General features: G+C 42.3%; 13 protein-coding genes. 5 read left to right on the forward strand and 8 right to left on the reverse strand.

All coding sequences use genetic code 11. The features are described from left to right. Nucleotides 1–4 precede the first annotated feature (4 nt). Entirely contained in the window at nt 5–883 is an 879-nt protein-coding gene (locus CDG76_RS20050; RefSeq protein WP_223265305.1) for an STAS domain-containing protein, read from the reverse strand. A 101-nt stretch (nt 884–984) separates the two neighbouring features. Here CDG76_RS20050 and CDG76_RS39155 point away from each other — a divergent pair, with 101 nt between their 5' ends. Next, on the forward strand, nt 985–1,113 hold the full coding sequence (locus CDG76_RS39155) for a hypothetical protein (RefSeq protein WP_262984346.1): 129 nt from the start codon (nt 985–987) through the stop codon (nt 1,111–1,113). A gap of 123 nt (nt 1,114–1,236) precedes the next feature. Here the strand turns inward: CDG76_RS39155 and CDG76_RS20055 are convergent, their stop codons facing one another. Further along, nucleotides 1,237–1,674, reverse strand: coding sequence for a YidH family protein (locus CDG76_RS20055; protein ID WP_094350700.1), 438 nt, complete (start codon nt 1,672–1,674; stop codon nt 1,237–1,239). A gap of 128 nt (nt 1,675–1,802) precedes the next feature. On the opposite strand from CDG76_RS20055, the gene CDG76_RS20060 reads away from it, so the two are divergent. Together CDG76_RS20060 and msrA are read left to right on the forward strand one after the other, a co-directional pair. After that, nucleotides 1,803–3,260: a hypothetical protein gene (locus CDG76_RS20060; protein ID WP_094350701.1), complete on the forward strand. Its 1,458-nt coding sequence runs from the start codon at nt 1,803–1,805 to the stop codon at nt 3,258–3,260. Nucleotides 3,261–3,388: 128 nt separating this feature from the next. After that, the gene (gene msrA, locus CDG76_RS20065; protein ID WP_094350702.1) at nt 3,389–4,057 is read left to right on the forward strand and encodes a peptide-methionine (S)-S-oxide reductase MsrA; all 669 of its coding nucleotides are present in this window, start codon (nt 3,389–3,391) and stop codon (nt 4,055–4,057) included. Nucleotides 4,058–4,328: 271 nt separating this feature from the next. On the opposite strand, the gene CDG76_RS20070 is transcribed toward msrA, so the two are convergent. The 6 genes from CDG76_RS20070 to CDG76_RS20095 all read right to left on the reverse strand — a co-directional run bounded on the left by CDG76_RS20070 (nt 4,329) and on the right by CDG76_RS20095 (nt 10,079). Continuing rightward, nucleotides 4,329–4,955 carry a type I restriction enzyme HsdR N-terminal domain-containing protein gene (locus CDG76_RS20070; protein WP_094350703.1) on the reverse strand — a complete coding sequence of 209 codons (627 nt, stop codon included), beginning with the start codon at nt 4,953–4,955 and terminating at the stop codon, nt 4,329–4,331. A gap of 69 nt (nt 4,956–5,024) precedes the next feature. After that, nucleotides 5,025–6,218, reverse strand: a complete 1,194-nt coding sequence (locus tag CDG76_RS20075) for a serine/threonine protein kinase (RefSeq protein WP_094350704.1) — start codon at nt 6,216–6,218, stop codon at nt 5,025–5,027. Between the two features lie 307 nt (nt 6,219–6,525). After that, nucleotides 6,526–7,587: a dTDP-glucose 4,6-dehydratase gene (rfbB, locus tag CDG76_RS20080; protein WP_094350705.1), complete on the reverse strand. Its 1,062-nt coding sequence runs from the start codon at nt 7,585–7,587 to the stop codon at nt 6,526–6,528. 52 nt (nt 7,588–7,639) lie between these two features. Then, on the reverse strand, nt 7,640–8,635 hold the full coding sequence (locus CDG76_RS20085) for a glycosyltransferase (protein ID WP_094350706.1): 996 nt from the start codon (nt 8,633–8,635) through the stop codon (nt 7,640–7,642). 87 nt (nt 8,636–8,722) lie between these two features. Further along, a complete protein-coding gene (locus CDG76_RS20090) occupies nt 8,723–9,424 on the reverse strand; it encodes a DUF6391 domain-containing protein (protein ID WP_094351062.1) in 702 nt (233 codons plus the stop codon). Between the two features lie 391 nt (nt 9,425–9,815). Continuing rightward, on the reverse strand, nt 9,816–10,079 hold the full coding sequence (locus CDG76_RS20095; protein ID WP_094350707.1) for a helix-turn-helix domain-containing protein: 264 nt from the start codon (nt 10,077–10,079) through the stop codon (nt 9,816–9,818). Nucleotides 10,080–10,442: 363 nt separating this feature from the next. On the opposite strand from CDG76_RS20095, the gene CDG76_RS20100 reads away from it, so the two are divergent. Then, on the forward strand, nt 10,443–11,420 hold the full coding sequence (locus CDG76_RS20100) for a carbohydrate kinase family protein (protein WP_094350708.1): 978 nt from the start codon (nt 10,443–10,445) through the stop codon (nt 11,418–11,420). A gap of 612 nt (nt 11,421–12,032) precedes the next feature. Next, nucleotides 12,033–12,464: a DUF6006 family protein gene (locus CDG76_RS20105; RefSeq protein WP_094350709.1), complete on the forward strand. Its 432-nt coding sequence runs from the start codon at nt 12,033–12,035 to the stop codon at nt 12,462–12,464. The last annotated feature ends 3 nt before the right edge of the window (nt 12,465–12,467 follow it).

The raw sequence follows: 12,467 nt of genomic DNA on the forward strand, positions 1-12,467 counted from the left end.
CCAGCTATTTGGATTGAGAGCGGGTAATGGTCGTTCCCAACCGTTTTAGTGCCGTGAGAAAGGCATCGGCTAAGGTTGCTTTTGTGACTACATTTGTCAAATCAATGCCGAGATAAACGATCGTTTGGGCAATTTGAGGGCGAATGCCACTGATCATACAATCAGCTCCCATGAGACGCGCGGCGGTAACGGTCTTAAGCAGATGTTGAGCAGTCAGGGTATCGACAGTGGGAACCCCGGTAATGTCAATGATGGCAATTTCTGAACCTGTTTCGAGAATCTTCTGCAATAACGACTCCATCATCATTTGAGTCCGGGCACTATCCAGGGTGCCGATAATCGGCAATGCCAAAATTCCCTCCCAGAGTTTAACCACTGGGGTAGACAGCTCCATCAACTCTTCCTGCTGCCGCAAAATCACCTCTTCCCGCGCCTTTTGATAAACTTCAACTGTCAGCAATCCTAGCTGATCCAGTAAGTTTGTGGCTAACCAGATATTTTCACCCAACTCAATGGGGTCTTGCAATTGCTGACGCATTTGTTTGAAGAGGGGTTGCTTGAATGAAAAGACGAATGTAGCCGTTTCAGAGGGTGTGAAACCATTTTGCGATCGCGATCGAGAAATGCTGTTGAGCAGCTCCCGCATTTCCTGCCACTCCCCTGCCTGAATATTGGTAAAGTTGCCCCGCCCAACGGCAATCCGAAACAAACTAAGGAATTCCCGGCACTCCTCCTTTAACTGTGCTTCTTTAATCAAGCCTCTCCGAATATTCACAGTGGCTAGTTCTTGAGTCCACTCCGACAGCAAGTCTGCCTCGAAGGTTTCTAATATCTCTGATATCTTACTTTCGCTCATCGTTTCTTTGAGGGCAACCGCTTTCATTAGTTCAAAATCAGTGTATGACGATTCAGCTCAAGCTGAAAGCGACGATTACAAAAAGTCTAAAAGCTTGCTAGATATGAAGTGCGATAAATCCAAGGGGTGTGGGAGGTGTGGGAGGTGTGGGAGGTGTGGGAGGTGTGGGAGGTGTGGGAGGTGTGGGAGGTGTGGGAGGATGGGGAAGAAGTCTTACCCCCCACACTCCCCACACTCCCCACACTTTCTATGCGTGAGAAATCCGGGCTGGGTTGGGCTACGCCTACCCTAAGATTGATTGAGGAACGGCAAAAAAGTTACAAAAAATGCGTCTGTATAAAAAGTGTATTCTGACTCCTGAATTCTGACTCCTGCTGTATTTAATGCAAATTTCGGGACTGTGGTTGAATGGGAAGCGGAGAACGAGAAGGTACTTTATCGCGCCTTAAGAGTAAAGGAAGACTGAGAAACCCCAAAATAATTACTACTCCGGTCATGATCCAAACCATTAACCTATTTGGTCTATAGTTCCCTGCTTCAATTTGCCAGAAAACTTGGTTGTATCGCCACGCAGCTAAGGCAATAGTCGAAATACCAAAAATTACCAAAGCAACACCCAAATTTTCCGAGTTAGATAATGGACTTACCGGAGGTTCTTGTTGAGTAATAGCAGTATTCAACTGACGCAGAAATATACCAAATCGCGCGATCGCAAAACCAAAGCCAATCAATGCAATAGAAGTGCGTAGCCAAGCCAGAAATGTCCGTTCGTTCGCTTGATGCTCCCTTTGACGGTCAATTTTCGGTATTTTATCCATGAGTAGCTTTTAACACCAAGTTCTTCTTGAAAAGTATTCGTAATATTGATGAAGTTTCGTAAAAGTCTAATCTAAAAGTGTCCTTAGATTTTGGGAAAACTCATTCTATATCTATAAAAATCTTTACTATGCTTGATGACAACGATTTTGCATTAGCCTCGGCTGTTGACACCTCGGTTGTAGTGCTTGAGAAGCTATCTTTACATCCTCAGCCGGAAGTTCGTCACGCTGTAGCTAGAAATCCGAATACGCCTACTGAAGTGTTGCTGAAATTAGGTAAGGAGTTTCCAGACGCAATTACGGCGAACCCGATTTTCAATCTTTTGTTGCTGGAAAATCCTGAGAGCCATTTTGTCAGGCTCTCTTTAGCGCGTAGCACAACAACTAGTGAAAGTGCGATCGCTCAGTTATCTAAAATCGAGGATAAGGAAATTCTTTGTGCTGTGGCTGGAAATCCAAAAACACCTCTTCACATCCTGGAACGACTTGTAGTAGAAGGCCCGCCTGTTTTCTGCGATCACGAAAATGCTGATGAATCTGATTTTGATGGACTTTTTACCGCGATCGCTCAAAATTTGAATACTTCTGAATCGTTATTGCTTCAACTAGCCGAGGATGGAAGCTGGAATATCAAAATAGCGATCGCTGAGAACCCCAAAACACCCTTATCCCTGCTCAATACGTTTGCAGATTGGAGAAGTATGCATAAAGCAATTGCTCGAAATCCTCAAGCACCAAGCGCAATATTGGAAAAACTAGCGGGAGAAAATGAAAAAGAAATTCGCGATCTGGTCAAGAACCATCCAAATGTTTCAGAAACTGCGATCGCCATCATCAATTTTATCGAGGGAAAACCTGGAACATCCATCGACTTGCTAGAGCGATTAGCCAGCGATCGACGAGTCTCTGTCCGGCGATTGGTTGCTACCCATCCCTCAACCCCTGCAAAGGTTTTAGAAAAGCTCGCGCAGGATGATGAATATGTACCCTTCAATCAATATGTACCCTTCAAAGCCGCAAACCATCCCAATGCAACCTCTACCGTTCTAGAGTTTTTTGCAGAGTTCTTGGTTAAGCAACATCAGGGAGTCTCGTCATCGAATCAAATCTTCTATAAACAAAGTGCGCTTGAATTGGTGAGACGTTCTGACATCACTCCAAAAGTGTTAGAAAATCTGTTGCAGATGAATGAGCCTGATGTAGTAAGGGCGATCGCATTGTCTTTGAAAACACCACCCACTATGCTGCTTGCACTTATAGACTATCAAGCTAAATTTGTAAGCATTGATTTTTTCAGAAATCTCGCTAAAAACCCCAATACACCCTCAGATGGGCTGGAGAAGCTTTATCTAAAAATCAACCAAACGCAACATGCAAATACGATTAGTGGTCTAGGCGCTATCGCTGCTCATCCCAATACCCCCGTCTATTTGCTAGAACAATTAGCAGTTCATGCCGACTACAGTATTCGGGCAAATGTAGCCATAAATATCAATACACCGATTTCAATTTTGGAGCGGTTAAGCAATGATTCGCAAGGCAGGGTTAGTAGGTTTGCTAAACAGGCGCTCAAGGAAAGAGCTTGATTTCAGGATTGTTTCTGTAAAGGTCAACACTTTGCAGAGAGACTCTGAGAAAACCCCAAGCGATGCCAGAATCTTTACAGCGTTAAAATAGTAAGTAAGGTAAAGATATATATTCAGAGTCAAAATCAATGGCACTATTCGGATTTGGCAAAAAGTCAGTTATGCCCACACCTGAAGAAGCTTTGTCAGGAAGGGCACAATCTATGTCAGTACCCGCCGCTCATTATGTCAACAAAAATCCCTTAAAACCTCCTTTTCCCGATGGATTGGAGAAGGTAATCTTTGGCTTGGGCTGTTTTTGGGGTGCAGAACGCAAATTCTGGCAACTTAAAGGAGTTTACACCACCGCAGTCGGTTACGCTGCTGGTTTAACACCCAACCCCACTTATGAAGAGGTATGTAGTGGGCGAACCGGTCACAATGAAGTGGTGTTGGTTGTATTCGATCCCAAAGTGATTAGTTATGCCGAACTGCTCAAAGTCTTTTGGGAAAGCCACAATCCCACCCAAGGGATGCGCCAAGGTAATGATGCTGGCACTCAATACCGTTCGGGAATTTATGTATATTCCGAAAATCAAAAGCAGCTAGCAGAAGCATCGCGGGAAGCTTATCAGCAAGCCCTCAACAGCGCAGGTTATGGCAAGATTACTACAGAAATCTTGGATGCGCCGGAATTCTACTACGCTGAAGCTTACCATCAGCAATACCTAGCTAAAAATCCCAACGGGTATTGTGGTTTAGGGGGGACAAATGTTTCTTGTCCTGTGGGTGTAGTTGAATCGCAAGTTAGTAGTTAGAAATGGAGTTGGTAGGGTAGTTAACTTAACGTGAGTTCGACGAACCTCTCCCTGCCTTGAACTAAAGTTCAAGTCTGTCCCTCTCCGAGTCGGAGAGGGACAGGTTTTGTATCGTTAAGAATATTTGTAGCTTGGTTGAGGCAACGCGTTACCCAACAAACCCCCTAAAAAGTAGGATTTTGTTACTCAACAACACATTTTTTTAGGCTTAACCGAACCGTATTACATTTACGATGGTGCGTTAGCCAAGGGCATAACGCACCGTACAAGATTACGAATTACGAATTAAATGAGCTAGGTGCTTTAACACTTTCAGGACAATATATATGTCATCACGACTATCTAAAGCAAACAAATCAGATAGAGAATATTGTGGAGTTTCAGTTTTTAGCAGTTTGATAAATCTAAATTCATTACCATTGGTGATAAAGCCAAAAACAGGTTTAGCTGAAGTTGCATCTGCCAACATATAAGCCAATGCTTGTGAAATTGCTGGCACTAACGAATAATCTGCTCGTTTTGCCTCAATAACCAAAACCCAAAATGGAGGATGGAACACCAAGATGTCAATACGTCCTCTGATAATCGTGCCTTCGTCTTCAGAAGAAATTTTTACCTCTTGTTCTGAAGCAATGTAGAAAGGCGGTTGATAAAAACCTGCTAGACGCAATAGTGGAGATAGCACCACCATTTTGACTACAGGTTCTAAAATAGGATATTTCGATAGATGCAAATATTCTGTCTTGACTTCGTTGAGAGATTGCTTTTCTAAGTCACTCAACTTAGGTAAATCATGCCGCCATTCTGAAAAAAAATCTTCGTCGTCTGCAAGTTGTAGACCAAATTCATCAATCAGTTGGGCTAGGGTGATATCTTTTCCTTGAAGAATTTGAACCATTTGTTGAACCCTTCCCTTGTACTTATCTGCCTAAAAAACTCTCCCTTAATATTTACCCAAAAGACTGCCTTACAGTGCAGATTTGAGTAAAGCGATCGCTCGAACCCACAACATAATACTAATAGGCGCTCCAAGTAGAATACCAGCGATCGCCCAGCCTCTCTGATGCGCTTTGAATTGTTCAATACTGCGCCACTGCCTACTTTTCCAAGCCCATTCATTACCTTTTGCACCGAGTGCGATCGCCATTAACCACCAACCGTGTGGTACAAAACAGAATAGCCCATACCATACCTGATTCGGCCACATCCACAACCAAGGCATCAGAAAAGCGCCCCAATTCCAACCGAGAATTTCCTCTGGGACTGTTTCATTCTGATTACTTATGCCGCATCCAGAATTGTTGATGATTTCTTTTAGCGGCAAAAGCTGATTATTGTTTGCAGATTTGACAGTCAGTCCCGATTTGAGAGCATTCAGCGCAATGCTTGCACTAGTAAATCTTTGTTCGGGAGCGGGTTCTATCAACTTTTGTAGCCAACTGACAAAACTGGGGCTGAGGTTAACTCGATCTGTAAATTGCAATCGCAAATCCTGCTGGGGCAAATCAGAGGGGGAAGTTCCAGTGAGCAAATGAATTAAAGTCGCTCCTAATGCATATAAGTCTGAAGCCGCAACAGCTCTACCACCAAATTGTTCCATTGGGGCATAACCATAAGTACCGACAACGGTAAAAGTAACGCCTTCTCTTGCCGCTTTATCTTGAACTGCGCCAAAATCAACTAAATAAATCTGATTATCGTCGCCCCAGATTAAATTACTCGGTTTAATATCTCTATGCAACACTCCTGGATTCAATTCATGTAGATAGGTGAGAATATTTAAAACCTCAACAGCAATTTTTCTCGCTCGCTTTTCACTAAACCTTTTGCCAACTGCAAGTTTTTCCTTAAGCGACTCACCAGGAATATATTCTTGGATTAAGGCAAACCAGAGTGTGCGATCGTCGATACAAAAATAATCTATATATCGAGGGATGCGGGGATGATTTAACTGTTTAAGAATTTGTGCTTCCCTCTCAAAAAGTTTCAGGTCATCCCACTGTACAGTACCCCCAAAGGCCAAAAGTTTGACCACAACGATAGAATTTTCGCCATCAGAGCCTTGTAAATCCAATGCTTGCCAAGTTTGGCGAATTCCATTGTTGCCGAGTTGACGCTGGATTTGATAACGATCTTGTAATATCTGTTCTGGTTGCAGCATCTTAACACCTGCTGGCAATTTACGTTGATCTGATTCCCTTATATTCAAGGATAGTCATTATCTACAAAAACTGTCGGAGCCAGATAATTTTATTAAAAAAGTAGTATCTCAGCCGTGAGAAAATTTAGAAGACTTGATGAATTTGAAGAAGAGTACTTCCGCAAGCACCCGGAAGAGATCGACGATTATTTGACCGAGATATTTCACGAATATTCACAATACAACGGTTCCGGCGCGTTGTTGGCATCCTTGCGCGTCGTTGCTGCTGTGCGGGAAATTAGTGACACTATTGGGTGCAGAATGTGGGTTACAAATAATTTTTGCGATAGTAAGCTTGATATTCCGCAGACAGCAAAGGCTCCCACCAATCACGATGATTGAGATACCATTCAACTGTTAAACGTAAACCCTCCGCAATTGTTACTGAAGGCGTCCAACCAAGCTGAGTTTTAATTTTGTTCGCGTTAATTGCATATCTCCTGTCATGTCCTTGTCTATCCTTAACAAAAGTAATCAACTGCTTGGCTGGATATACTGGTAAATCAGGTGCTAATTCATCCATCATCTGACACAAAAGTTGCACGAGGTTAATATTTTCCACCTCATTGTTGCCACCAATATTGTACGTTTCTCCTGGTTGACCATGATTAATTACTACATCTAAAGCACGGCAATGATCGCCCACATAAAGCCAATCCCGTACATTTTTACCATCACCATAAACAGGTAATGGTTTCCCGATCAAAGTGTTGATACACATCAGAGGAATTAGTTTTTCGGGAAACTGATAAGGGCCGTAATTATTAGAGCAATTTGTGATAATAGTTGGAAGTTGATAAGTATGATAATAAGCACGGACTAAATGATCGCTACCCGCTTTGGAAGCTGAATAGGGACTATTGGGAGCGTAGGGTGTCGTTTCACAAAAAGCTGCATCATCTGCACCCAAACTGCCATAGACTTCATCAGTAGAAACGTGCAGTAAACGATAATCAGATGGCTGTGCTTTCGCCTCCCAATGTTGTCGAAAAGCTTCCAGCAGAGTGAAAGTTCCGACTACATTAGTTTGCACAAAAGCAGCCGGTCCAAGAATCGAACGATCGACATGAGATTCAGCGGCAAAATGAGCGATGGTATCAATATTTTCCGTTGATAATAGCTCATCTATGATAGTGCGATCGCAAATATCTCCCTGCACAAACCGAAAATTCTCTTTTCCCTCAACCAGCGCCAAATTCAGACGATTCCCTGCATAAGTAAGAGCATCTAACACCACCACGCGATCGCCTGGATAAACCTGACACCAATGATGCACAAAATTCGCCCCAATAAACCCCGCACCCCCAGTAACTAATAACCGCCGATTCATTCAATTTCCTCTCTTCTCTCTGTGTTCTCAGTGCCTCTGCGGTTCGTTTCTATTACTTAAAATATTTCTTCCTCAACTTCCCATATATCTTCTGAGCAAGTAATTTCGCCATCCGTATTTTAGTAAAATCCTTAATATTAGATGGCTGCTGAATCTTGTGATCAAAAAACTCATTTAACTCATCCAGAATAACTTGAAAACGCTTAATAATGTTTTCAGTCCGATGCTCAACCAAAAAATCTTCAGACAAGCTAAAAACTACCGAAGATTCAATCACTTTCACAATACGTTGCACATCATACTCTTGAGAATATCCAGCAATTTTATAACAATTAAATCCAGGGTCTAAGTAATCAGCTAGTCCACCGTTGACACTAGAAAATACTTGACAGCCACAAGCAAGAGCTTCCATTGGTTGTAGACCAAATCCTTCACTAACACGCTGTTGTGCCCAGTACTCAGCCGAATCATAGAGGTAAACCTTCGCTCGGTTGAATAGTCCGGGTAAATCCTCTACATAAGAGTCAACAACCAATACTTTACAACGTTTTTGCAACGCCGGAATCAATTCTTTAATTAAATATTCCGAAGACTTCCGAGCTTGAACTAAAACATCAATATCCCGTTCCAAACCTAAATTTTGAAACTCATCAGAAATTTGATTGGGCAAATAATAAATCAGAGAATTGGGTGATTTTTCTCCCCAATATCCCATTGTATAGCGGCTAACAGTCATGATTGGAATACTTGCAGGTAGCCTAAATGAATAACCTGCGCTATGTGCATGGTAAACGACATTATATTGCTTAAGTTTAGCCACGAGTTGAGCTATATCAAATCCCCAACTGATCACAAAAATTACATCATTTAAATTTTTCTCTTTTAGTAAATCATCAATAAAAAGCTTATCTTTTTCCCGTTGACGGTAAGTTACAACTTCAGCACTACAGAAATTCTGAGCCAGATTAAGTGCTTTTAACTCAGCCCAAAGACCACCACAGGCAAATTTGCTATCTGTACCGGGAAGTAAGAAGTAAAGTTTTCTCATAATTTTTTTATGGGAGTAGGAAGTAGGAAGTGTGGAGAGATGGGGGAGAAAATTTTATTTTGTCCTCCTCATATCTTCTTGCTCTCTTCATTCTTGCCAGCCTACTTTAACAAAATGTGCCTCACGCCCCCAAACATCGCGTGTACGGGTAATATTTTCAATTGCTAGGTTAAAAGGAATGGCAGTTGTTAGGTAACGCTGTGCCATATAACCTAAATCAGGTGCGAGTTCCGCGGCCGTCGTTGCTGCTAACCCCAAACCTATAAGTTGCTCGGTTGGTCGAAATGGTAGCAATAGATGCACACCGACAGCTAGTCCAGCCGTTAAGAGCATTGCTACTGATAAATTTGTGCCACAACGGGGATGTACGGCCAAATCCCATTCCCCACTGGTGATGCGATGTCGAGCAAGTGTGACTGCACGCCGCAAATCACTAATATTTACCTCACCATAAAGGTAGAATCCCTGCTCAGTAGATAAACCGCCTAATAGTTCATTATCTAATTGAACATTAGTAGATTCTGCTGGGGCAGAATAGGCGCTTTTTGATTCGCTAAGAACCCAAACAGTAGCATGTTCTAAAGCGTGAACCTGCCGCAGCATCAAAATTTCTTTCAACCCTGGAATAAACGATAGCTGTCTGAGTAAGTCGGCATCTTGTGTGGTTTGCGGAAAATCTGAAGATTGCTCTTCCAGACTTGGAACCTTCTCAGATACAGGTATCGTAAAATCAAAGTTAAAAAATTCAAAGGGAGACGAGCTACCCTGAAAAGAAGCGGAAGTATTCATTGGTACACTACTCCCAAAGCCGATGGGGCAACATAGATTTCTTTCAAATGTAACGCTTGCACCACTGAAATTGTTGCTAATTTTTGTAGATGATTGTTTAGCTGGGGCATGGGGCATTGTAGATTGTTCTCCCATCCCAGTCCCCATTACCCCTTATCCCCAGCCCCCAATCCCCAGTCAATTTGCAAAAGAATTCTAATCTTTGATAGTTTCCGAGTCCGAGGGTCAGCTGGCTCCACTAACATAAACTCCGGCTGAGTGATGGACTCGGAACTTTTGGTAGAGTGTTCACACTGAAAACTTAGGCGTAAAAAGGGGAACAATCAGTAAAACTCAAAATTGGCTTGTAATTTACTAGACCAAAGCAATTACGCTTCTACTAGTAAATTGTTCATTCGTTCTGGTTCGGTAGAGTACAGCAATTGACATCATTCAAACAGACTTTGCCCCACTGTAAAGCCCAGCGGACAAGAGCTACTCGATTATCTGTCTCAGTCTTGGTGAGAATATTACTGATATGGTTATCAACTGTACGCTTGCTAATCTCCAGTTTTCCTGCAATCTCTTGGTTAGTTAAGCCAGCGGCCACTAGGTCGATAATTTGCAGTTCTCTGTCTGACAGACTAACGGGGGTCTCAGACTTGCCACCAGCCATGACTATTTCTATCCTCTCTTGGTATATGTACTTAATCGCTCTTTCTAATTCTAGAAGATTCTTTTCTTGGTAGGGGTTTCAAGTGTTAGCAGTAATATGATTGTCAATATTTTCTTTGGATTTCAAGTTACCAAAAATATAAACTACGCGAAGCTTTATGTAGTAAATATAGCTTATTTTGACAAATATATTATCTAAGCACTTAGTTAGAAGAAGCGAGTATGAGAAGCATATATATGCTATAGGAGTAGTAAAAATTGCTATTTCATTCTATGAAGGACTGGCGACAGATTAGCAAAAACTATTGTAGATTTTATACTGTAAATTCCTAATCCCAAATCGAAATCTAAAATTGAAAATGAGATGAGCAATCCCCGTGTTTTGTGCCTTGGTGAAATTTTGTTTGATTGTTTAGCCGATCAATTAGGGCTAAAGCTGGAAGAAGTGAAATCTTGGACTCCCTATCCAGGAGGGGCACCAGCTAATGTAGCCTGTGCTTTAGTCAAGCTAGGAATGTCAGCAGGATTTATCGGAGCTGTTGGCGAAGATGAGCCAGGAAATGCACTGGTCAAGCTATTACAAGATGTAGGTGTAGAGACTACGGGAGTACAACGCCATCCCACAGCACCAACGCGGCAAGTTTATGTTACACGGGATCTGGCTGGCGATCGCACCTTTGCCGGATTTGGTCAGTACGATACCGCAGAATTTGCCGATACTCGCCTGCAAGCTAAACAATTGTCAGATTCGCTGTTTCAACAGGCAGATTTTCTAGTTTTGGGTACTTTGGAATTAGCCTATCCTGAAAGTGAAGCGGCAATAAACCGCGCTCTAGAGTTAGCAGAACATTACGACTTAAAAATTGTGCTGGATGTCAATTGGCGTCCTGTATTTTGGAAAGAGCCAAACATTGCCCATCAAAAAATTCCAGAATTAGTTAAGCGAGTCGATTTCCTCAAACTCTCCAAAGAAGAAGCTGAATGGCTATTTGAAACCGCAGATCCCGGAGCCATTACTTATCGTCTAGCTTCGATTGAGGGGGTACTGGTGACAGATGGGGAAAACGGCTGCACTTATTGTCTGGGTGAGAACGAAGGCAAATTACCCTCCTTTTCCATCCCTGTAGTTGATACAACTGGTGCAGGAGATAGCTTTTTAGCAGGATTCATCTACCAACTGAGTCAGTATGGTATCCACAGCTTACGGGATGCAGAAACAGCAAAACGCATTGTCACTTATGCCAGTGCTGTTGGGGCACTGACTACTATTAAAGCAGGTGCGATCGCTTCTCAACCTACTGCTGCTGAAGTCGAAGCTTTTCTCGCCGCACATCAACTCTAGAAACTAGCATAAGCCACTGGGATATCAGCCACCAAAGGCTGATACTCCTGGCTAGAAAATGGACGAAAATCTTCATGCCATTCTGCGGTCATATTCAACAATAAACGCAGTTGGAGAAGTTTTGGTATTAGGTTAATGCACTCAATTTTTACTTTTAGAAGTTTTCAATTATCCTCAGTGTATAAGAGCAATGCACTCAGGTCAGATAGATTTTAAAATTCGTTAGTTAAATACAGCAGAATTCAGTAGTAAAACACGCTTTATACCTGGGTAACAGACAAATATAGCGTTTCCTAATCACATGAGGTACATCTTAGCCCCCTCTTCGCTTGCGGGGAGGGGGTTGGGGGTGGGGTTCTTATACCTCACAAGGGCCGAGAACCGCTATAGTTGTGTACCTCACTTTCCTTAAAATCTGCAACAGTTCACCCGTTTGTAATTGATTAATCCGTTCAGTTGCACAAACAGGAAGGTGTCGCAGTCTATGCGCAAAAAATATTAAATCTTTACACTTTTATTATCTGCATAAACAGTAATACTGATATCTATAAGTGAATAGAAAGTATAAGTGAATAAAAAGTTTAGATTAGCTTAAGGAATTGGTGAAGTATTATGAAAAACATCACAAAATGGCTTTTGGGTTTGGCGATTGTTCCTGCAAGTTTGGTATTGGCATCTAGTCATGTTAAAGCCAGTCAAATTGCTGGTGAGTGGTTCTTTGGTCTCTGGGATTGTAATATTGACGGTAGACCAGCGACAATGCAGTGGAAAGTAGTCGATGATCCACAAACTAGTTGTAACGGTGATGTTTGCTCTACTACTTCTGGTGTCCGTCTTGTCGGGCGGTTTAGTGATAACGGTAGTCCGTGGGTTCCTCTAGGAAAACGTTTTTCCAGCAGACAAAAACAGGATTTAGGTATTCGTTATTTAGGTGCAGAACAAGATAACTGGTATCTCAAATACAACAGCAGTACTAAAATAGCAGATGGTTGGACGACATGGCGGGGGAAGCGCTATCCACTACAATGTCGTAATCGCAGATAAATA

It is taken from the genome of Nostoc sp. 'Peltigera membranacea cyanobiont' 210A (genome assembly GCF_002246015.1).
Classification (GTDB): Bacteria; Cyanobacteriota; Cyanobacteriia; order Cyanobacteriales; family Nostocaceae; genus Nostoc.